Raw genomic sequence first — 20,488 nt, forward strand, 5'->3', positions numbered from 1 at the left:
CGGCCGCAATGACCGGGGACGTCCAAACCGACCCCGGCCGCTCTTCCAGCCCCTTTCCCGCCCCCTCCTCCACTCAAGCCCGCACAATATGCGCCGCCGCCTCGCGGTAGCGCCCGCGGGTGTCGACAATGAGCGGCGCGTGCGCCTTGATCAGCTCGTAGTCGAAGCGGTCGTGGTCCGTCGCCAGCAGCACACAGTCCGCGGCGGCCAGGGCCTCCGCGGTCAGCGGCACCGACTCCAGATCGAAGTCGTGCTTGCGCATGGGCAAAAAGCGTGGCACGTGCGGGTCCGAGTAGCTGATCTCGGCGCCTTTGGCCTGCAGCAGCTCCATCAGCACCATCGACGGCGACTCGCGGCGGTCGTCGACGTTCTTCTTGTAGGCAAGGCCCAGCACCAGGATGCGGGCGCCCTTCACCGCCTTGCCGCGCTCATTGAGCGCATCCACCACCTTGGCCACCACCCACTGCGGCATGCTGGTGTTCACCTCACCGGCCAGTTCGATGAAGCGGGTGTTGAGCCCGTACTCGCGCGCCTTCCAGGTCAGATAGAAAGGATCGATGGGGATGCAGTGCCCGCCCAAACCCGGCCCCGGGTCGTAGGGCGTGAAGCCGAAGGGCTTGGTCGCCGCCGCCCGGATCACCTCGTGGATGTCGATGCCCATGCGGTCGCAGACCACCTTTAGCTCGTTGACCAGGCCGATGTTTACCGTGCGGTGGATGTTCTCCAGCAGCTTGGTCATCTCCGCCGCGCGGGTCGACGACACCGGCACCACCGACTCGATCACCTGGCCGTAGAGCGCCATGAGCAACAGGCCCTATTGCATAGCAGGTTCATTGTGCCGGCCCGCCAAGACCGGCGGGCGATAGCGACCGCACACGGCACCACCCCGGGCAACAGCGACCGGCTACTGGCGCACAAACAGCTGCGGCACCTTCGACAGATTCTTCCAAGCCAGCGCGCCCACGCCACCCACGCCATTCGCCCGCAACGCCCGGTAATCCTCCCAGGACTTGCGCACCACCTGCCGCAGCGAGCGGTTGCTCGCCCCGCCCACGCGCATGCGCACCAGCACCTGCGGCAGGTACACCACACGGCCCGAGAGCTGGGAGAGCACCCGCAGCATCAGGTCGTAGTCCGCCGCAATCTGATAGCGCGTATCGAACAGCCCAAAGCGCTCATACACCGAGCGGCGCAGAAACAGCGTCGGATGCGGCGGCATCCACCCCCGCCGCAAGCGCCCAGGCCGAAACGCCCCGGCGCGCCAATAGCGGATCACCCGCCCCAGGTCGTCCTTGGCCACATACACCAGGTCACCGTACACCGCCTCCACCGCCGGGTCCGCAAAGGCGTCGGCCACCCGCGCCAACACTTGCGTGTCGGCATACACATCATCCCCGTGCAGCAGGCCCACCGCATCGCCGCTCGCCCGCGCAAGCCCTTTGTTCAGCCCAGAGTAAATCCCGTCGTCCGGCTCGCTCACCAGCGCGGCCAGCCCTGCTTCGTGCGCCCGTAACACCTCCAGGGTCCCGTCCGTACTCGCCCCGTCGATGACAATGTGCTCCCGCTCCGCCAGCGACTGCCCCGCCACCGACCCCAAGCAATCGCCAATGGTGTCCGCGCAGTGATAGGTCGCCGTCACCACAGAGATCTTCATGCTGCACTCCCCCCAAGCGCCCAAATAAAAAAACCGGGCATCCGCCCGGTTCCTGCCAACGCCGCATCAAGCGCTGATGCCTTACGCCGCCCACGCTAGCAAACGCGACCCCGGCGATTGCGCAACCTCAGATTTATTCCAGCAGCTCGGCCTTCGGCGCGTCAGCGAATCCTGCGGCCCAGGCGGGTGCGCCGCCGGCCGCAGGTCACAAACGCCACCGCCCGACGGCTGCGAGCCAGGTGCAGTGCGTCGGCCATGTCCATCCCCGCGCCGAAGCGGTCCAGGTCATCGAGCACCGCGGCCCGATCCCCAACGGTCGCACGGCCGATGCCGAGCCAGGCCCGCAGGACGCACTCGATGTCGGTGCAGGAAGCGCAGAGAGCCCGCCCATCTCTCACGCTAGCTCCAGCAGAAGGGTGAGCGTAAGCAACCGCCGATAGTTCGGCGTTTGCGGAAGTAGATCATGGCCGAGCGCATCAAAACGCCACCCCGCGCACATCAACCGACCGCGCATCGCGAACCCGTTGCGCCAAAAACGGCACATCGCGCAGAAACAAGGTGTTGCCGCCGGCACGGTTCGGGCCGTCCAGCCGTTGCAATGAACGGCCAAAGGGCTCGTAGCGATAGGGCGCGAAGCCCGCCTCGACGACAGCGGAAAACAGCGCCTCGTCCGCATATCCGTAGCGCTCCCCACTGCCGTTCAGCTCCAGAATGAGCCCCCGCAGAGCCGGTGACTGCAGCGCCGCGCCGGCGCCATCCAGCACCTGGGTCTCATAACCCTCCACATCGATCTTCGCCAGCAGCGGGCAGCGATCCGCTGCCAGCGCGTCGAAGGTAGTGACGGGCACCGTCACCGCGTCGGCAAAGCCGGGCTCGTCCGCCTGCAGCACGTGGTTGGTCGTATCCAAAGAGCCCGTGAAGATCAGCTCCCCAGGCTCGGCGGAGAGCCCACAATTGCGAGCATCCACCAACCCGCCGATACGGTTGATCTCGACATTACCCAACAGCGCCTCGAAGGTCGCCGGCACGGGCTCGACCGCCACCGCCGAAGCACCGGCGACCTTGGCGGCCAGCACCGTGTAGGCGCCCACGTTCGCGCCCACATCGACAAAGACATCACCAGGGCGCAGCGCATGGAGCACGAAGGCCATGTCCTCGAACTCATGCAGTCCAACGTAGACGTTGCCGGTCGCCCCCGTCTGCCCTCTGCGCACCAACAGCCGCGCGCCATCGACAAAGTCAACGACATGCGGCCCGGCGGAGAGCCTGCTTCGCACCTGCCAGCGTGCGAACCGCCCGAGGTTCGCGAGACGCCGCCCCTTGCTCAGAGGGTGATCCCAAATAAACGGCAGGCTTCGGGATAAAGACATCGCACAAGCCACCTGTGAGAACCACGAAATGCGCCGGGCGCCCGGCCGACCCGATACGCCACAAAACGGCCTGCGCGCTGGCGCTATTCCTGCCGCCCGCGGCCCGCCCGTGCCGCCTATGAGCGCCAGCACCGCAGCTGACAGCCCAGCGGCGGCGCTGTGGCCGCGCCGTCCTCGCCGCCAGCAGCCGCCCGAGGTGTGAGCGCAGCCAATTGCCGCGGGGCCTCCGCTCCCACAGCGACTGGGGCTGTTGCCCGGAGCGCCTGAAGAACCGACCGGCCACTTAGGATTTCTGCGAATCGATGTCGTACGGGATCTCGAAGACACCCTTGGCCACGCTGAACCGTAGGCTTCGCGCCACGACAGCGCCGTCAGTCAAGCCGGTTTGAGCAACTGCTCAAAGTACGCAATCGTCGGCGCTAACCCCGCCCGCAGCGTCACCGTCGGCGTCCAGCCCAGGCGCTCGCGCGCCAAGTCGATGTCCGGCTGGCGCTGCCGCGGGTCGTCCTCGGGCAACGGCGCATGTACCAGCTGCGAGCCGGAACCGGTCAGCTCCTTTACCGCCTCCGCGAGCTCGATCATGGTGAATTCCCCCGGATTGCCCAGGTTCACCGGCCCCACCAGCTCGTCCGGGCTGTCCATCAGCCGCACGAAGCCCTCCACCAGATCGTCCACATAGCAGAAAGAGCGCGTCTGGGCGCCGTCGCCATACAGCGTGATCGGCTGGTTCTGCAACGCCTGCATAATAAAATTCGAGACCACCCGCCCGTCGTTGGGGTGCATACGCGGCCCATAGGTGTTGAATATCCGCGCCACCTTGACCCGCAGCCCGTGCTGGCGCCAGTAATCGAAAAACAGGGTCTCCGCGCAGCGCTTGCCCTCGTCGTAGCAGGAGCGCGGGCCGATGGGGTTGACGTTGCCCCAGTAATGCTCCGGCTGCGGATGCACCGTCGGGTCCCCATACACTTCACTGGTAGAGGCCTGAAAGATCTTGGCCTTCACCCGCTTGGCGAGCCCCAGCATATTGATGGCGCCGTGCACACTGGTCTTGGTGGTCTGCACCGGGTCGGTCTGGTAGTGCACCGGCGAGGCCGGACAGGCCAGGTTGTAGATCTCGTCGACCTCCACATACAGCGGAAAGGTCACATCGTGGCGCATCAGCTCGAAATGCGGATTATCCAGCAGATGCAGGATGTTGTCCTTGGTGCCGGTAAAGAAATTGTCGACACAGAGCACGTCGTGGCCATCGGCCAGCAAGCGCGCGCAGAGATGGGACCCCAGAAAGCCGGCACCGCCGGTGACCAGCACACGCTTGCGCAAGGCATAATTCATGGATTCACCAAGTTACAGTTTGCGGGATGCCTGCCGCCGGCTTCACGGACGCGCGCCAAAAGGCCCTCCCCTCACAATCGATGGTTACGGTTGGCGTTGGTCATTACTCCGACCATTCGCATAGGCTCCGGGTGCAGGGTGGACAAGCGGCAGCGCAGTCCACCCAGTGCCGACCAGCGCTCGGTGGACTTCGCAATCGCGCGTCCACCCTACTGGACGCACTGACTTACTGGACATCCACCCAAAAAATCGAACGGAGCCGGAAGAGCGGTCTCCCGACAGCGTCTATTTCAGCAGCTTACGCGCCACAAATGCTACCGCGGGGGCCTTGATCGTAAGTCCGACCATATCGCGCCAATGGCCCTGGGCCGCAGAGCGTCCGCCTTTGCTCCCGCGCCGGAGAGACCGACCAAGTATTGCCTGCTGCCGGCGCACACATGCCTCGGCGCAGGTCGGGCCGGCGCAAGCAGGCCGACAAGCAGGCGTTGTCGGCAAGCGCGGCGTCGGGCTTCGTGTCTCAGCCCGACCTACGGCGAATACTCGTCCGGTGTCCGCAGCGTGGGATGCAGAGCCCTGTCGCTGGTTGGACTTATGCTCAACGCCACCGCGGGATAGAGCTTGCCGGGCGCCTCGCCGCAATCAAAGGGACCGTCCAATGCCCAGCCGGAAAGCGGGTGCCGAGCGCAGGCGGGCGTTCAGCCATTGCTGATCACGCATATATAGAGTGTTGTCCGTTGTGCAACACGTACCGTCTAGTGCTTCCAGCTCCCGCGAGAAAGGCTGGTAGCGGAAGGTTGCAAACCCTTGGGCGAGTAGCTTGCGGTGGAGTAGATGATCGTCCAACCCGTAGCGCGCACCACTGCCATTCAACTCGACAATCAGCGCCGCAAGATCAGGCGTGTTGAGCGTTTGCTCGGCGCCAGCGAGCTGCGCTTCGAAGCCTTCGACATCGAGCTTGATCAGCCTAGGAGACTCGCCGCCACGATAGAATCTAGCGTGCGCACCGGCACCTCCACTGTGTCAGCCGCCGCCTCGCCCGGCGCGACCACATGGTTCACCGTGTCCAGGCCGCTGGTGAACCGTGCAACGCCCTGCTCCCGCCCAAGCGCAACATTCAACGGCGTCAACCGGCCCGCCAGGCCGTTCAGCGCAATGTTCTTACTCAACCAAGGGAATGTGCGCGGAATCGGCTCGATGTATAGACACCGAGCGCCCGCAGCAGCAGCGAGAGGCGTGTACGAGTCGACGTTGGCACCTAGGCCGACAAACAAATCCCCAGGACGCAGCGCATGCAGCACCAGCGCCATCTCCTCCGCCTCGTGCAGGCCGCAGTAGACATTGCCGGTGGCGCCCACCATCCCTGGGCGCACCAGCAACCCGACTTCATCGACGAACGGCACCAGCACCGGGTCCGGGCAGCACCGGCTCCCCACCTGCCAGCACAGCCAGCGACCGAGCGCCGCCCGCCGAGCGGCTGCGGTTGAGCGGATGCCCGAGCACAAAGCGCAGCGATCTAAGAAGTCCCGTCCGATTCTTTGATCCCTTCCGGTCGCACCACGCCTATCTCCACCAGCGCATCGAAGAGCGCCTCGGCGAGCGCCCGCTGGCCCGCAGCGTCGATGTGGATGTCGTCGCGGTACGGTGATGCGCCCTCGGCGATCGCGGCCTTGAGGTAGGGATCGAACGGCAACACTGCGGCGCCCGCCTCCGCGGCTGCCCGAGCGATCAGTGCCCGGCCCGGCTTCGGCCCGTCGCGCAGCTCGGAGCGGGTCGAATGCTGCAGCACCGCGGTCGGTGCGTGCGCCAGTGCCAAGCGCAGGAAGGCCCGCAGATCCTCGCTGCCGCCCGCCGCCGCCTCAGCCCGCGCGGCCTCCTTCGCCGCGTCATCGGAGGGCCTGTCAACGACCGCCTCGTCCCCGCCGCCCACCGGCAGGTCCGGCAGATAGCGCGGCAAATAGCGCGTCACCCCCTCCAGCAGCGCCGAAACCGGCCGGCGCTGCGGGTGGGTGTTAGGGTTCAACAGCCGGTGCTGCGGGTTGTCGCCGATATCGTGGCTCGAGGCCAGCAGCAGCACCGCGTCCGTGTCGAACAGGCCGTACTCCTGCACGTAACCCAACCAGTTCCCCGGCCCCCAGCTCCCGGCCGAGACGTTGCCCACGGTCACCGGCCCACCATGGACCGCGGCCAGGCGCTCGGCCAGGAGACTGGTCGCCAGCTCCGGCTGGTCGCTCAGGTTGCCGCCGTTCAGCACCGAGTCACCGAACACCAGCACCCGCAGCTCACCCAGCGCCTTCTGCGGCGGGAAATCCGGGCTGCGCATCCCGTAGGCGTTGATAAACACCCGGTTGTGGAAGCGCCACAAGTCCTGATCCGGCTGGAACAGGTACTCGATGCGCGGATGCGCCTCGCTCAGCGGCGGATCGCCGAGGCCGAGCACGAAGCGCGCGAAGAACTCGCCGGCGGCAAGCAGCGCGAGCAGCACCGCGCCGGCCACCAGAAGCCGTTTGCGCCACGCTCCCATGTCAACTCCTTGTTCGATAAGCCGCACCAGCGCCCGCACGGGCTCGACGCCGATTCGTGCGAACGCGACCGTGTCAGCCGACGCCGATTATCCAGAAGCCCCCAAGCCACGGACGCAACTCGCCCGTCGGCCGTAGCCTAGGCGGATTAGCCGATGCCGGCTTCCGACCCATCGGCCCCGCGACCCGCCATCTGGCTCACGCCGCGAATCTCCAACACCTGCTCAATCGCCTCCACGACACCGCACTGGTGTAAAGCCATATACCGGCGAACCTCGCGCACCTTGGCGTCGACCAGATAGCGGTACCAGAACCCCTGCAGCACATGAAAGGCGGTGCCCTCGGCGCCGTCCAGGAATCCAAGACGCAGCACGTAGCGGTAGAAGAAATAGGCGAAGGCGCGCAAACCGCCCGGCAGCCGCGCGTATACCAACTCCTTAACCCAGCGCTTTAAGCCCGCCTGACCACCGCCGTGCAGCCGCGCCACCGTATCCTGCGGCATGAAGCCATGCTCGAGGTTCAGCAGGTCGACCGCCTCGCGACTGGCATAGCGGTTATGCTTCTGTGTCCACCAGGTGAGGGACTGCAGGTTGTCGTCGATCAGCTCGCCCGCAAAGCGCACCGTCGGCCCAGCCACCTTGATGTGCTCGTCCATCCAGCGGTTCTCGCACTGCCCACGTCCGTAGCGGAACAGCCGCAGTACCTGCACCGGAAACACCCCCCCGTGGCGGATCAGCCGACGCTGGAAGGTCATCCGGCGCCCGACATAAACCCCGTCGATCTCCGGTCCGAGTGCCGGCGCCTGCGCGCGTATCTCAGCGACAAGCTCTGGCGTCAACACTTCATCCGCATCAATGCGCAGCACCCAGTCGGTGTCCGCATCGAGCTGAGCCAGTGCCCAGTTGAACTGCGTCGCATAGTTCACCCACTGGCGCTGGACCACGCGCGCGCCATGCTCGCGCGCGATCTCAAGCGTGCGATCGGCCGAGTAACAGTCGGCAACCAACACCGCGGCATCAAGGCCGCGCAGGCTCTCGATGCAGCGCCCCAGGTGGCGCTCCTCGTTCAGGGTGAGGACGACGGCCGTCAGTCTCATGGCTTACGCGCGATCGCCAGCATGGACTTCGCCAGCGGCGGCACCCGCCCGACGCGCTCGAAGCGGATGCCGAGGAAGCCCGCCTCGCGCAGCAGCTCGCCCAGGGTCTTGATGGACCAGAACTTGATGTGTCCGTGATCCCAGAGCGCCGTGAAGTGCGCATCCATCTTTCCGGTGACCGCAAGCGCCAGGTTCTTCCAGTAGCCGTGATACGGGGTCGAAAGGATCGCCACCCCCCCCTTCTCGAGCAGATCGAAAACTGCCCGCGCATAATCTCGGGGCGCGTACACGTGCTCTACCACCTCTAGGCTGAGCACAACCGGAAACCGGCCGTATCGGGCGGCCAGGTCATCGCAGGCGGAGCCGGTCTCAAGCGTCAGATGCGGGTAGGCAGCTTGAGCCAATGCGATCCCTTCGGCGGACGGATCGACGCCCTTCACGTCCCAGCCGCGCTCAGTGAGTGCATTCGCAACGCTGCCGTTGCCACAACCGAGGTCGAATATGCGCCGTCCGCCTTCGCGACCGACTACGTCAGAGCGTTCCAGCTCGGAGAGCAAGCGGAGAACCGCAGCCAGCAGGACGCCGTGCGAATCATTCAGGCCGGCGTGATCGTAGTGATAACCGCTGATCGCGGACTCCTTCATTCGTTCTCCTCCTCGTCGCGACAGCGCAGCACCCGCTGCTTGATAATCCGCGCCGGGTTGCCCGACACGATCTGCCAATCCGGCACGTCAGCCACCACCACCGCGGCCGCGCCGACGATGGCGCCCTCACCAACGCGCCGGCCAGGCCCGACAAAGGCATCGGCGCACACCCAAGCCTGCGGCCCGATCTCGATAGGCAGGCGCAGTAGCGGCAGCGCCGGATCGCGATAGTCGTGCGTCCCGGCGCAAAGGTGCGCCCGGTGGGAGATCGTCGCGCGGTCCCCGACTATTACAGGCCCGAGGTTATAGATCAGGGCCCACTCGCCGATGCTCGCCTGCTCGCCCAAGGTCAGGGTCCAAGGCAGGTAGATGCGTGCGCTCGGATATACGTGGGCATCACGGCCGATCCGCGCCCCGAAGGCCCTAAGCAGCAGCCGCCGCCAGCCGAACAGGGGCCTAGGGCTAAGGCGGAACAAGGGTGTCGCCAGGGACCAGAGCACGCGCCCCAGGTATTCGCGCGCGCGGTACGGGCGCGCCTCACGGCAGGCGGTCACGTCGAGGCGCTCCATGCCGCGGCTACCCAGCTGGTTGAGCATTCCGAGGTCTTCCGAACGCGAATCGGGCGGTCGTCATCTAATAATTCCGCCGTCGGTCGCCGACCCGGACCAGACGCGCTTCGAGACGTTCCTGCAAGCGCCGCAGTGTCGAGCGTACCCCCTCGTGCCGCAGTCGGAAATACAGCACCCCGGCCCGCGAGATGCGGCTGCGTTCGGCGTCCGCTAGGCAGGGGTAGCGCAGCCGGATTGCCGGCAGCTCCCGGTCGAAGCGTGCGATCAACGACTGCGCCGCGTCCATGAACCCAAGCTCATCGATGGCGTCGTCGGCGCGCGCCCGAAGCAGGCCATCGAGCTCCCCGACGAGCGGGAAGTCCGTCAGCAGGCGTCGGGTTTGGCGCGACCCGCCGGCGGCGTGCTGCAGGCGCCGATCGACGAACCGTTGCGCGTACCAATCGATGGTCGTGTTGTCGATCTGTTGAGTCTTGCCGAACGCCTCGACGATACGCGCGATCTGCTCAGGTGGCGCCTCCAGCATCCGCTCGTAGGAGACGATGACACGCGGCCGCGCCTGCGTGAACTGCAAGGCCCGCATCAGGTGCTCAAGCCACAGCAGCAACCCAGCCTCGATGCGCAGGTGGAAGTTCACCCGCAAGGACTCGGCAGTCGCACCCGGATCCCGGACGGCGATCAGGTACGCCGCACCCGCCTGCACCTCTTCGAACACCCCCTGCCAGAACGGCAGCAGCCGGCTGGTGGCCGGATGCTTGAAGCCTACCACCGGGCTTACCTCGAACAGCCGCTTGAGGATCTCCAGTGCCCGTTCTCTCACCAGCGGATATCCGGGCTGGGCTTGCACGCGCGCCATCTCGAGGTTGGGCGAGAACCCCCGCCGAGGTAGATACGCCGCCAACTCCTCGTTGACCTGCAGGATGTCCTGATTCTCCCAGAATCCCGTTGGATTGCACCCGCCGGCGCGCATCAGCTCGCCTTCAAGCGGCACGCCGATCACAGGCAGCAGCCTCGCCAACAGGCTGGTGCCACCACGGTAACAGCCGAGGACCGCGACGACCTGCCGAGTCCGAGATTCTTCGGTTGGCTTGCTATCCGTCAAGCGCTCTGTCTCCATCGCGATTTCTGGCGTTCGAGATGTGAACAAGGACGGCCGTGCTTCATGGATCAGCGCTTACGCAGAAAGACAAAAAGATTGGTCTTCATCACCGGCGGCAGCAGCCAGCTCAGGAACAGCATCAGTCTCAGCACCGCCCGACTGTTGAAGAAGTAGGCCGGCTCGGGCTCGTAGCGGTACGTGAAATGCTCGAACCGCTCGGCGGGAAACCACCGACGCAAGTCGCGCAGGCTGTTGAGCCGAAACGCCGTGGGGAAGACGTCGATGTCCTTGCGCTCAGGCTGCGCCCAGCGCAGCACGCGCGAATGGCGCGAGTTGTCGATGAGGCGCGTGACCAGCGAGACCGGGCCGTATCGGTTCGGCGTGCGCGCACAGAGCCAGCCGCCAGGCTTGAGCACCCGCCCCAGCTCAGCTGAGACCTGGGCTGGGTCCTGGATGTGCTCGAATACGAAGTCCGAGACGATCAGATCGAAATCGGCGTCCGCGAACGGTAGCGGCGCATCGGGCTGGATGACCACCGCCTCGTCCGCCCCCGGATGCGCCCGCACCGCCTCGTCGACATCGCAGGCCACCGCCCGCGCGACCTTACCCTGCAGGTTGCGCAGCCCCCGCCGCAGCGGCACCGCATCATCCTGCAGCCCCGCCCCGCGCCCGGCGCCGAACTCCAGCACCTGCATCTGCGGGCGCAACAGCGAATGCACGCGAGTCAGAAACTCGACCGTGCCGTCGCGAGACGTGAAGCCGCCGGCGCCGATCTCAGGGAAGGTGCGCGTCAGCAGTGTCTGGCCATGCGTAGCCGCTTCACCTTGAACCTGCCGATCGGAGGCGGCGCTCATGGTTTAGTCCCTGCGACACCACGCGAATCGATCACCTGTTCCGCCGCCCCACCGCCGGTCCGGCTCTCGTGCCAGCGCCAAGCCGTCTCGACGATCTGGTCCAGGCCGGAATACGCCGGCGTCCAATCCAACTGGCGCTGTGCGAGCGCGGCATCCGCAACCAGCACCGGCGGGTCGCCCGGTCTGCGGGGCGCCTCTTCGACCGGCACCCTGCGGCCGCCCACGCGCTGGACCGCGTCGATGACCTCTCGGACCGACCGTCCGCGGCCGGTCCCCAGATTCATGGCGCCGCTTCCACTGCCCGCGAGCAACCGGTCGAGCGCACGCACGTGGGCCGCGGCAAGATCGGCCACATGCACATAGTCCCGAACGGCGGTACCGTCGGGTGTATCGTAATCCGTGCCGTAGATCGACAATTCCTTGCCTGAGCCCATCGCCGCAGCGATGGCCAATGGAATCAAGTGGGTCTCTGGGTCATGCCACTCGCCGATCTCGCCATCCGGGTCCGCGCCGGCCGCGTTGAAGTACCGCAACGCGATGGAGCGCAAACCATAGGCGCGATCGAAGTCCGCGAGCATGCGCTCCATCATCCATTTGGACGCACCATAGGGGTTGATTGGCTGTTGTACGGCATCGTCGGGTATCGGGACGGTCTCCGGATCTCCATAGGTTGCACAGGTGCTGGAGAATACGCAGCGCTCCACCCCGTGATCGCGCAAGGCCTCGAGCAGAGTCAGAGTGCCGGCGACATTGTTGCGATAGTACTTTGCCGGTTCCGACACGGACTCGCCGACATAGGCATACGCCGCGAAATGCATTGCCGCAATCGGCTGGTAGCGCAGCAGTACGTCATCCAGCCACTGCCGGTCGGCGATGTTTCCCTGCTCCAGAGGTCCCCAGCGCACGGCCCAGCGATGCCCATGGAGCAAATTGTCGCAGACCACCGGCCGATAACCAGCGCGATGCAATGCCTTGCAGGTATGGCTACCGATGTATCCGGCACCCCCGGTCACCAAGATGTTCTTCGCCGATAGTGATCGCATACGAATGCAGCTCTCCGTTGGTATCGCCCGGCGCGCCCGAGACTTCCCGGCGCCGCCCCGTGGCCTGCTTTGAATCGGCGGCTAGCCCGCGCTCACGCCCGCCTCGTCGAGCACGATACAGTCCGGCCGCGGCGCCTCCGCGGCCACCCATGCGTACACCTCTCGCAGCCTCGCTGCCACCTCGGCCCAGCTAAATCGTGTCTCGGCCAACCGTCGCCCGCGCGCGCCCATCGCTGCAAGGTCGTCGCACGACATGCTAAAAAGCTCTTCCAGCGCGCAACCGACGGAGGTCGCGTCGTAACCGGTCGACAGGGCTGCGCCCTGGGCGAAGCCCTCGGGGAGATTACAGGCCGGCGTCATCACGACCGGCTTCCCGAATGCCCAGGCCTCGAGGACCGCCATCGGCAGCCCCTCGCTGAAGGAAGGAAGGACGAAGGAGTCCGCGCGGCGCAAGGTTGCCGCCTTATTCGCGCCGAACTGTGGTCCGATGAAGCGCACCTGCCGCTCGATGCCTTCCTCCGCCACGATGCCTTCGAGCGCCCGCCTATGGCCGCCCTGGTCCCAACCGGCGATCACTAGGGTCCAGTCACGGCTCGCCGGCCCCTTTCTTCGGCCCGCCAGTGCAAAGCCGCGCACCAGGTTGACGAGTCCCTTCTTCGGATGCAATCGACCTAGGAAAAGCAACACCTTTCGCGCATCGGGAACCTGCTCCGCCCATTGTGGCGGCGAACCGTCATCAGCAGGCGGGAGATGCACTCCGTTCGGAATCACAGCCACCGGATTGCGCAGCCCGAAGGCCCGAACATCGTGCAGCTCCTTTTCAGTATTCGCCTGAATGCAGGCGGCACTGGTCAGCGTCCGCCGCTCGTAGAGCGCTAATGCCACCCGCTTCTTCCAACGCGAGTTGGCCAGTGCCCAGGGTTCCAGCATCCCGTTCGGCGTGACGACATAGGCGCGACGATGTTGGTACGCCCAGGACCGTATCGCGATCGAGGGATACATCCAGAGGGAATGCAAATGACCGACGTCTGCATCTTCGGCCGCGAGGAGCCGCGGCAGATCTCTCGAATACCCGAAGGCGGGCGGCCCTGCGATCGGATACGCATGGACCCCGGCGCAGTCCCAAAGCGCCCGATCCTCGTCGATATATTGATCGGCCGGACCAAACGCCTTCACGATCGTATCGCCGCGAGCCGACATAGCGCTTGCCAGGTCTCGTTCGATCTCGAAGATGCCGCCGGCAAGCCGCGAGAGCGATGAGGTGACGAAGGCGACCTTCATAGTGCTGCCCCTCGCTGTGTCAATCCTGCCACCAAAAAACTGCCACCTGCCGTCATCGCCGCATCAATGCCCAGAGCAAGGCGCGGTCAGGCAACCGGTTCGGCGCGCACGGCGCGGCAAGGGCCGCAGCCGCCGCCTCCTGCAGCCCACGGGCAAAGGTCTCCGGCGTCCAGCGGGCGATGATCTCCCGGCTCCGGCGCCCCATCGCCTCGCGGTCACAATCGTCTGCTGCCACTCGCTGCATCGCCGCGGCAAGGGCCTCGACATCGGTCGGCTCAACCGTATAGCCATTCTCGCCGTCGGCGACCAGATCCGGCGCACAGCCGCAACGGCTGGAGACAAGCACAGGCAGCCCAGCGGCCATCGCCTCGTTGACCACCAAGCCCCACTGCTCCGAGGTGCTGGCGTGGACGAAGGCGCCGGCGAGCCCGTAATAGGTCGGCAGCTCGGCGTACTGCTGGAAGCCGGGCAGCCGCACCCAATCGCCGAGCCTGCGCCCTTGGATAATCGCCTCCACCCTGCCGCGCACCGGACCGTCGCCGAGCAGCACCAGGTGCCAGGCGCGGGCGCCGACACCACGCCGATAACGATCGTAGGCCTCGAGCAGCCGCGGCAGGTTCTTCTTCTCGATGAACCGGCTGGACGCCAGGAAGAACCGCTCCGGCAACCCCAATCGAGCCCGCCCCGAGTCGGCCCGCCGCCGAACCGCTTCCGCACCCGCGGCGAAGTGCGCGTTATCGACGACGTCGTAGCCAGTGAACACCCGCTCTGCTGCCATCCCAAGCGCCGTGACGTAATCACGATGCGGGCCACCACCGACCAGCGCCGCCCATGCCATTCGCACAACGCGGCTCTTCACGGCTTCGCGCCACCATTTGCGCGGTTCGTCGTGCGCCGTGCTGTCGGACATCATCACCGCTGCCGTTCTGGTCGCGGCGCACCAATGCAGCGCGGCCAAGGCTGGAGCCGTCGACCAGCCCGGAATCGCGACCGCGTCCGGCCCAAGCTCACTCAGCGCTGCGGTGAGCCGACGCTTGACCTCGGAGACATCAGCAGCAGCAACGTCCTGCTCTGTAAAAAGCGTAGTCACCGGATAGGGCCGTTCGCTCGACTCGAGCATCCACGCATAGGTCTTATCGACGCGAGAGAACTCGACCGCGACCACCTCGCACCGATCCGCTACAGCCTGCAGCCGCGCGTGGTGGTAAGGCCCGAGCCGGTGAAACAGGATTGCAAGCTTCACCGGGGATCAGCCGAGCCCCGAAACGAGAGCGCGCCTCTTCCCAATGCGACCGCGCATCAAGCGCGCGCGAATCGGTTTACTGCGCGCGAAGAGTAACAACGGCAAGAGGAAGGCCGCAAGCTCTATAAAGCCCATGTAAAATCGGGTTGAGCTGTGTGTTACGAGATGAAGTGAATCGCTGATAATCAGCATCAGGATCATTTGCGCAACTATATTTCCGTTTACACCAGCTTGATACCAACGGCTCATGATTAGAGCCGCAAGGAAAAATTTGATAGCGCCGAAAAACCAAAAGGATCGAAACGCATCAGACAGCCCCGTCGAAGTACTTCCCCTCTGTTGCGCATAGCCGAAGTGCTCATACCCCTTGACACCGAGATCCAACATCAGGGAATTTTTTACGTCGTGACCGACCCACTGGCCGGGAACGAAGGAGCCGACCACCTGGTTCCAAAGGGTTAGCCAAAAATCAAAGACAGCCAACCGGTCGGCGGCCTCAATATCCATGGCTGCATTATACAAGTCAGCACTTGCAGCCTCGCCTTCAATAATCTTGTTTAGATTACCAACAAAGTCGATGCTCAGGATCTCCTGAAGTCCTGCACCGCTCCAGGAGCTTCGGTCTTCTGCCAACATCGTCGCGCGATAGTCACCGATGCTGTTGATGAATAGGCTGCCGCCAACCAGGCCAGCGATGATGAACCAACGCGATGGCAGCCAGCGGCGATGGAACCAGAACGCCATCAATATGATTAGACCCAATTCCACCATGGCATCACGACGGCCATGGATCACGATCCGATCAAGATAGAACGACAAGTCGAAGACGATGATCAAAAGGGTCTGCCAACGCGGCTTGCTTAAATGCAAGATAATCGCAATTACAAGCCCGATGGTCAGTAATTGCGAAAAAAAGACATAGATCGTGATCGGACCAGTCCACGCACCGCTGTGCACTGCGGTCACCGAGGCCGCCAGGCGGCTCACCTGGAAAAAAAAGAAGGCACCCAGCAGCGACATCACTACACTGCCGACCAAGAGCCGATGCTCGTCGAAACGCCACCAGAACAGCCGGGCTGGCCGCGGGTTGATCGTGTAGCCTAGATAGACCGCTCCTAGACATAGGATGGCCATGAGTATCGTCTTCGGCAGGGCCCCCGGAGGAAGGTAGGGGTTCTGCGTCAAGCCCAGAAGCTGCGGCACCATCCAGCCTAGGAAAACCGCCGCGACCAGGAATGGGTACTGGATCATGCGCGAGCGCTGCTGCAGACCCCACCAAAGGATAAGCAGGCACTCCGCGACGAGGATACCGAGCAGTACTTTGCTCACCGCGACCCGCCCTGTGCCGGTTGTGGGGCCGAGCGCCTCATCCACCCGCAAGTTCTTGAACCACGCCAACCAAATTGTCCCGATAGGTCTCGAGCCCAAGCCGCGCCCGGTCCTTCAGCGCTGCGTTTTGGTGAGAACGCAGCAGGTCCGGGGCATCGAGATATCGCTGAAACGCATCAGCCAGGACTTGCGGATTCCGTATCGGAACGAGGCTTCCATCAACGCCGTCGCGCACCGGCGCACCGGCGTTGGGGGTCGCGATCACCGGCAGGCCGGACATCAGCGCCTCGTAGGTGACCGTTGCCGAGCCCTCGACAAGAGACGGCAGCACCAGGACCTCGGCCCAGCGGAAGAGTTCGCCCATGCGGGAGCGCGGAACAGGGCCTAGCAGTTGTGCCGCGCCCGGCAGGTCGCGCAGCTTATCAGCGGCCAGCCCGATCGGCCCCGCGAGTCGGCAATCAACAGCATTGACCGGCAGGCGTCGAAGTGCCTGGAGAAGGTCCGGCACGCCCTTGCGCACTCCTACCTGCCCCGCGAACAGAATCCGCAATGGCCCCCTTCGTGCCGTTTGGTCCGGGCCACCTGCACCAGCCGGCTCAACCACGAAGCGCGCCGCATCCACGCCATACGGCACGACCCGAATCTTATCCTCCGCAACACCCAACTGGACCAGCCCATCCCGTACGAACGCCGAGCCGGCAACGATCCGGTCGGCTAGCGCCCATTCGTGCTCTTCGCGCAGCACCGGGTCCAACACCGGCGGCGACCCGCCGCCAGCCGCCGAGGCCTCCCAGCCGGGCCAGCGTTCAGCTTCCTCCGCAAGGAGCTGGGTTGCAAGTCGCTTCGGCAGGATCGTCTGCTCTAGAATGCAGCGGCGCCCCTGCCTCTGGGCTGCTGCAAACAGGGCCAGCGATGCCCCGTTGAACCCCCAGACGACATCGCCAGCAACAAAGGCCGGATGCGCCAGGATGAGCTGATTGAAGCGCGCAGCGGATTCGTTGAAAACCTCCTGTATACCACCCGGGCTGCGCGCTCGCCTCCGCGCGTGCGCGTACCACCAACCTAGCCCCTCAAAGCTCACTACCCGCTCCGGCGACAGGGCGGCGTCGTCACGCCCCAGCCAGCGCTCCAGCACGGCCGGCCTTACCTTCCGCGGAATCGCTTGCGCCGCAAGGCGCAACCACGGCTTGTTCCCGCTATAGCTGTCGGTGAAGAAGCGTTCCAGCAAACCGGCCTCGTACAGCAGTCGCGGCACAGCGTAGTGCATCCGAGCCCCCAGCATTGTCACGACGACCTTGGCCATCGCGCGCTGCCGGCCGTCAATCCGTCGTACGCTAATTGACACTGACAATACTGCAGCCGACCTGCTTGGCGATGCGCAAATAGCTCCCATTAAAAGCGCCAGGGAGTCCGAGGTCGATCGCAAATCGTTCCATCCTTGGATGCCTGACGTTAAGCAACGCAGAGCTCTGAAGGCTATATACTCGTACGCTTTCGCGCCGCGAGGCTTCGGCAATCAAGAATTCCTCAGCGATTCGATCCGTGTGCACAACGTTCCACAAAGACGCGAAGGTGGTTTCACCGGGATGCGGCAAATACATGCACGGGCTAACCGACCGCACCACCTCAACATAACTCTCCCGCCGAATTGCCGCACTTTCCGGCAACGGTTGCCCTAGAAAAATGGTTACCGACGGCAACAACGGCTCTCCTGCCGGACGATCAGCGCCGTCATCGAACGCCAACGAAATCTCCACCAGCTTACTATCGTCGACTATATTCCTCAGCCCGGAATAGATCGTGTAGTGCGCCTCAACGCTAGCCACCAGCGCTTGCTGATCCACTTTCCCTCGCGCCAACCGATGCACGAGGGCCTTCCACGCTGCCCTCCTTCTTACTCGAAAATAAGCACTCTCCTCCAGCACGTTCGCCGTTCCGTCGTCGAATGAGAAGCGCTTCGCGTTGGGAAAACGCGCCGCAAAGAACTGGACAGCCGCGGAGTTGATTGAACCGAAGTAGATACGCTCGACCTCGAAGTGCCTCCACTCCTTGTAGACCATGGCGAGCCGAGCGTAATTCGCAATACGATTTCGCTTCATCAAAAGATAGTCGGAAGTGACCGCCGGCGCCGCCAAGCGCTGATAGTATCTTTCAATCTTCTCGTTATAAAAAGTGTTCGTAAAGAGAAAAATGTAACGCCCGATTCCCTCGTAGGAAATTATTCGCTCCGCGATCAACGCTTGCAGCGGCGTAACACAAATAAATGCACATACCGGCCCTGCGTTCGGCACACCCCATTGCATTATTAACCCGGGCCTCATACGGTGCGCATCAAAAAACCCGACAAACCCGCAGACCTACCAACCGGACGCGCCCCATGACCAACCTCACAAAGCACACAACCGCCGTCAACAACCAGATTGTTGAGCGCCCCTGATCAGCGCCCGTCCACTAATACTCTTCTCCACCGCGACTTCACCTGCGACGCTACGTCCGCGACCACGTCCGCTCTGTGCCTGATCCATCCTCTGCTCCTCCCATTTTTCTCAAGCCACACCTCAAAGGCGGTCTGCACAGGACCGTCCAATGCCGATAACCATAACCCTGCGATAGCTTCGTGGCTGAACTCCGGCGCTCTCCGTCGCCCTTTCTCCACAAGCCTATCGTAGCAAGCTGGATTCTCCGCAAGCCGCCTAATCTCACTCCGCAGCTCGGTAATAGATGCCACGCGGATGTACTCCGCTCCCGGTCGCGCTACCGCCGAGTATGCGCTATCCCAACCACCGATGAAAGGTATACCCGATCGCCATGCATGAATCATCTTACTTGGCGGCTTGCTGGGGTACTGTTTACGGTCGAAGGATCGTACGCCGACCAAGACGTCAACCGCTGACATGTCGTGCCACTCGTCTGGCGGAATCACGCGTAATTCAACCTTGCCGAGATCCAGTGGGTTCGCACCGCCGAGCCCGCGAGGTAGGTTGCCCCGATTAGGGCGTCCCGCAAAAGCTACAGTCGTCACACCCGCCCGTTTTGGATCGCGTCCCACTAAGCGGGGAACAGGCCAATATGGCAAATAAATCCTATGCTTTCCGGCGGCTGTCGTAGGATTCTGCACGACTTCGAAATCGACATCATACACGCGTCGACAATCCGCCCTAGCCGACAATCGGAACTCGCCCTGCCGACGTCCGAGAGTCCGCCATGTCTGCGCATGGGCAACGTTGATACATCCGGCGAGCGGTTCAATCCCAATGGTACAACCTTCGCGGCGCTTTCTGAGCAGAAGCCATGCCTGTGCGGGCCAATTCAGCCGGCCCCCCAGCCAGTATGGGTAGTTGCGCTCTAAGTCCGAATCCCGCAATACTGACAAAAAGTCGCTGTATTCCCGCTGAATGATGAAATGAATCTTGTCCATCGACGCTCGTTTCTCTTCGTGGGCCCATTTACACTGGCGTCCGCACGGGATGCCGCTTTATCCTGGCAGGACAATCGCTTACTATCTGTCGCTTTAACTTCTCAACTGGAGTTTAAGGGTTCCCAGGCCGGCAGACGTAGCCCCGCCTAGGCCGTAGCATTTTCGGCGGAGTTTGCGCCAAGCCCGGCAAACCCTTCCAAAACTCGCGGCACCTGTCCGCGCAGATCCCCAAAAACTGAAAAACTCCAATACACTAGTAGTCCGCGCCGCGAACCGGCAACACCGACAGGCGTTTTTCCCCGTCTGCGTGTACCTCAATCCGTCCCTTTGTAGCTCGCTCGTAAACCGCCGTGACTCCCGGCCGAATCCGCTCATGCAATTCGACGATTAGCAGCTTGCAGACCTTCAACCAATCGGTCGCGTCATTCAGGACCTCGAACTCCCCACCTTCGACATCAAGCTTCAGGACATCAATCGATTCAATATTGTGCTCTGACATTAACTCACGTACTGATATAACTCCTACCATTTCTAGCTCGTCATATTCTTCGCCTGCCGCAACAGGCGCAATAGTAAAGCCCCACTCCCCGGTCTGTCGGTCTCTAAGCACAGCAGTCCCTCTCTTGCCACCCAACGCCACGTGGAATACTGAGATATTTGGGAAACACGCGCAATTGCGAGCTGCCACCCTAAAATTGTCGCTCGATGGCTCTAAACAAATAATTCGGGCACTTGGAAACCTTTTAGCAAAAAGTATCGCAACAAGGCCTATATAGCCGCCAGCGTCTACGATACAACGCGGGACTGGGCCCGCAAGCTCCAGAGCTCGTTCGAATTCCCCGAGAAGGCAGGTTCTCAGGCGGTTTCCAGAAAATTTTATACCGCTCATGCGGGAGCGCAGGCGGGTCGGATGAGGATATCCCACTTCGGCAAATCGGGGTTGCGCAGCAGCCGCGCTTCGACTTCGCGCCTGGCCTTGTTGGTTAGGGTGACCCCCTTGGCGTAGACCTCGCGTGAAAGGTTCACGACGGGGTGAAGAC

Annotated in this window: 18 protein-coding genes and 1 pseudogene; all 19 read right to left on the reverse strand. The window is 63.7% G+C overall.

From position 1 onward, the window contains the following. Positions 1 to 73: 73 nt before the first annotated feature. Positions 74 to 802: pseudogene (locus CKO31_RS22115) on the reverse strand (nucleotide sugar dehydrogenase); the annotation flags it as partial. Between the two features lie 102 nt (positions 803 to 904). Beyond that, a complete protein-coding gene (locus CKO31_RS22120; RefSeq protein WP_200241645.1) occupies positions 905 to 1,654 on the reverse strand; it encodes a glycosyltransferase family 2 protein in 750 nt (249 codons plus the stop codon). Positions 1,655 to 1,815: 161 nt separating this feature from the next. Next, the gene (locus tag CKO31_RS27330; RefSeq protein WP_274607796.1) at positions 1,816 to 1,950 is read right to left on the reverse strand and encodes a PIN domain-containing protein; all 135 of its coding nucleotides are present in this window, start codon (positions 1,948 to 1,950) and stop codon (positions 1,816 to 1,818) included. A gap of 180 nt (positions 1,951 to 2,130) precedes the next feature. Continuing rightward, positions 2,131 to 2,805, reverse strand: a complete 675-nt coding sequence (locus CKO31_RS22125) for an FkbM family methyltransferase (RefSeq protein WP_242475584.1) — start codon at positions 2,803 to 2,805, stop codon at positions 2,131 to 2,133. 594 nt (positions 2,806 to 3,399) lie between these two features. Next, positions 3,400 to 4,356 carry a UDP-glucuronic acid decarboxylase family protein gene (locus tag CKO31_RS22130; RefSeq protein WP_200241648.1) on the reverse strand — a complete coding sequence of 319 codons (957 nt, stop codon included), beginning with the start codon at positions 4,354 to 4,356 and terminating at the stop codon, positions 3,400 to 3,402. 959 nt (positions 4,357 to 5,315) lie between these two features. Next, positions 5,316 to 5,756: an FkbM family methyltransferase gene (locus CKO31_RS22135; protein ID WP_200241650.1), complete on the reverse strand. Its 441-nt coding sequence runs from the start codon at positions 5,754 to 5,756 to the stop codon at positions 5,316 to 5,318. Positions 5,757 to 5,869: 113 nt separating this feature from the next. Then, complete coding sequence (locus tag CKO31_RS22140) at positions 5,870 to 6,877, reverse strand: GDSL-type esterase/lipase family protein (RefSeq protein ID WP_200241653.1); 1,008 nt, start codon at positions 6,875 to 6,877, stop codon at positions 5,870 to 5,872. A gap of 146 nt (positions 6,878 to 7,023) precedes the next feature. Further along, complete coding sequence (locus CKO31_RS22145; RefSeq protein ID WP_200241656.1) at positions 7,024 to 7,971, reverse strand: glycosyltransferase family 2 protein; 948 nt, start codon at positions 7,969 to 7,971, stop codon at positions 7,024 to 7,026. Beyond that, positions 7,968 to 8,615, reverse strand: coding sequence for a class I SAM-dependent methyltransferase (locus tag CKO31_RS22150; RefSeq protein ID WP_200241659.1), 648 nt, complete (start codon positions 8,613 to 8,615; stop codon positions 7,968 to 7,970). Before CKO31_RS22150 ends, CKO31_RS22145 begins: the two co-directional genes overlap by 4 nt. Continuing rightward, positions 8,612 to 9,211, reverse strand: a complete 600-nt coding sequence (locus tag CKO31_RS22155; protein ID WP_242475585.1) for an LbetaH domain-containing protein — start codon at positions 9,209 to 9,211, stop codon at positions 8,612 to 8,614. The genes CKO31_RS22150 and CKO31_RS22155 overlap by 4 nt, the downstream gene beginning before the upstream one ends. Before the next feature lie 37 nt (positions 9,212 to 9,248). After that, positions 9,249 to 10,283: a sulfotransferase family protein gene (locus CKO31_RS22160; protein WP_200241661.1), complete on the reverse strand. Its 1,035-nt coding sequence runs from the start codon at positions 10,281 to 10,283 to the stop codon at positions 9,249 to 9,251. Between the two features lie 65 nt (positions 10,284 to 10,348). After that, positions 10,349 to 11,134 carry a class I SAM-dependent methyltransferase gene (locus CKO31_RS22165; RefSeq protein WP_200241664.1) on the reverse strand — a complete coding sequence of 262 codons (786 nt, stop codon included), beginning with the start codon at positions 11,132 to 11,134 and terminating at the stop codon, positions 10,349 to 10,351. After that, positions 11,131 to 12,177 (reverse strand): UDP-glucose 4-epimerase GalE, encoded by a 1,047-nt coding sequence (gene galE / locus CKO31_RS22170; protein WP_200241666.1) that lies wholly within the window; start codon positions 12,175 to 12,177, stop codon positions 11,131 to 11,133. The genes CKO31_RS22165 and galE overlap by 4 nt, the downstream gene beginning before the upstream one ends. Positions 12,178 to 12,258: 81 nt before the next feature. Further along, positions 12,259 to 13,458, reverse strand: coding sequence for a glycosyltransferase (locus CKO31_RS22175; RefSeq protein ID WP_200241669.1), 1,200 nt, complete (start codon positions 13,456 to 13,458; stop codon positions 12,259 to 12,261). Positions 13,459 to 13,510: 52 nt separating this feature from the next. Next, the gene (locus tag CKO31_RS27020; protein WP_200241671.1) at positions 13,511 to 14,701 is read right to left on the reverse strand and encodes a glycosyltransferase; all 1,191 of its coding nucleotides are present in this window, start codon (positions 14,699 to 14,701) and stop codon (positions 13,511 to 13,513) included. Positions 14,702 to 14,707: 6 nt separating this feature from the next. After that, positions 14,708 to 16,099 carry a hypothetical protein gene (locus CKO31_RS22185; RefSeq protein WP_200241674.1) on the reverse strand — a complete coding sequence of 464 codons (1,392 nt, stop codon included), beginning with the start codon at positions 16,097 to 16,099 and terminating at the stop codon, positions 14,708 to 14,710. After that, complete coding sequence (locus CKO31_RS22190; protein ID WP_200241676.1) at positions 16,068 to 17,333, reverse strand: glycosyltransferase family 4 protein; 1,266 nt, start codon at positions 17,331 to 17,333, stop codon at positions 16,068 to 16,070. The genes CKO31_RS22185 and CKO31_RS22190 overlap by 32 nt, the downstream gene beginning before the upstream one ends. Positions 17,334 to 17,364: 31 nt before the next feature. After that, positions 17,365 to 18,333: a glycosyltransferase family 52 gene (locus CKO31_RS22195; RefSeq protein WP_200241677.1), complete on the reverse strand. Its 969-nt coding sequence runs from the start codon at positions 18,331 to 18,333 to the stop codon at positions 17,365 to 17,367. Positions 18,334 to 19,701: 1,368 nt separating this feature from the next. Beyond that, the gene (locus CKO31_RS22200) at positions 19,702 to 20,337 is read right to left on the reverse strand and encodes an FkbM family methyltransferase (protein ID WP_200241678.1); all 636 of its coding nucleotides are present in this window, start codon (positions 20,335 to 20,337) and stop codon (positions 19,702 to 19,704) included. Positions 20,338 to 20,488: the final 151 nt, after the last annotated feature.

Source organism: Thiohalocapsa halophila (assembly GCF_016583825.1).
GTDB classification, from domain to species: domain Bacteria; phylum Pseudomonadota; class Gammaproteobacteria; order Chromatiales; family Chromatiaceae; genus Thiohalocapsa; species Thiohalocapsa halophila.

Bases quoted from the DNA above. Each gene is read 5' to 3' on its own strand.
- CKO31_RS22120 (WP_200241645.1), bottom strand. From the start codon at position 1,654: ATGAAGATCTCTGTGGTGACGGCGACCTATCACTGCGCGGACACCATT.
- CKO31_RS22125 (WP_242475584.1), bottom strand. From the start codon at position 2,805: ATGGCCTTCGTGCTCCATGCGCTGCGCCCTGGTGATGTCTTTGTCGAT.
- CKO31_RS22130 (WP_200241648.1), bottom strand. From the start codon at position 4,356: ATGAATTATGCCTTGCGCAAGCGTGTGCTGGTCACCGGCGGTGCCGGC.
- CKO31_RS22140 (WP_200241653.1), bottom strand. From the start codon at position 6,877: ATGGGAGCGTGGCGCAAACGGCTTCTGGTGGCCGGCGCGGTGCTGCTC.
- CKO31_RS22145 (WP_200241656.1), bottom strand. From the start codon at position 7,971: ATGAGACTGACGGCCGTCGTCCTCACCCTGAACGAGGAGCGCCACCTG.
- CKO31_RS22150 (WP_200241659.1), bottom strand. From the start codon at position 8,615: ATGAAGGAGTCCGCGATCAGCGGTTATCACTACGATCACGCCGGCCTG.
- CKO31_RS22155 (WP_242475585.1), bottom strand. From the start codon at position 9,211: ATGCTCAACCAGCTGGGTAGCCGCGGCATGGAGCGCCTCGACGTGACC.
- CKO31_RS22165 (WP_200241664.1), bottom strand. From the start codon at position 11,134: ATGAGCGCCGCCTCCGATCGGCAGGTTCAAGGTGAAGCGGCTACGCAT.
- galE (WP_200241666.1), bottom strand. From the start codon at position 12,177: ATGCGATCACTATCGGCGAAGAACATCTTGGTGACCGGGGGTGCCGGA.
- CKO31_RS22175 (WP_200241669.1), bottom strand. From the start codon at position 13,458: ATGAAGGTCGCCTTCGTCACCTCATCGCTCTCGCGGCTTGCCGGCGGC.
- CKO31_RS22190 (WP_200241676.1), bottom strand. From the start codon at position 17,333: ATGGCCAAGGTCGTCGTGACAATGCTGGGGGCTCGGATGCACTACGCT.
- CKO31_RS22195 (WP_200241677.1), bottom strand. From the start codon at position 18,333: ATGCAATGGGGTGTGCCGAACGCAGGGCCGGTATGTGCATTTATTTGT.
- CKO31_RS22200 (WP_200241678.1), bottom strand. From the start codon at position 20,337: ATGAGCGGTATAAAATTTTCTGGAAACCGCCTGAGAACCTGCCTTCTC.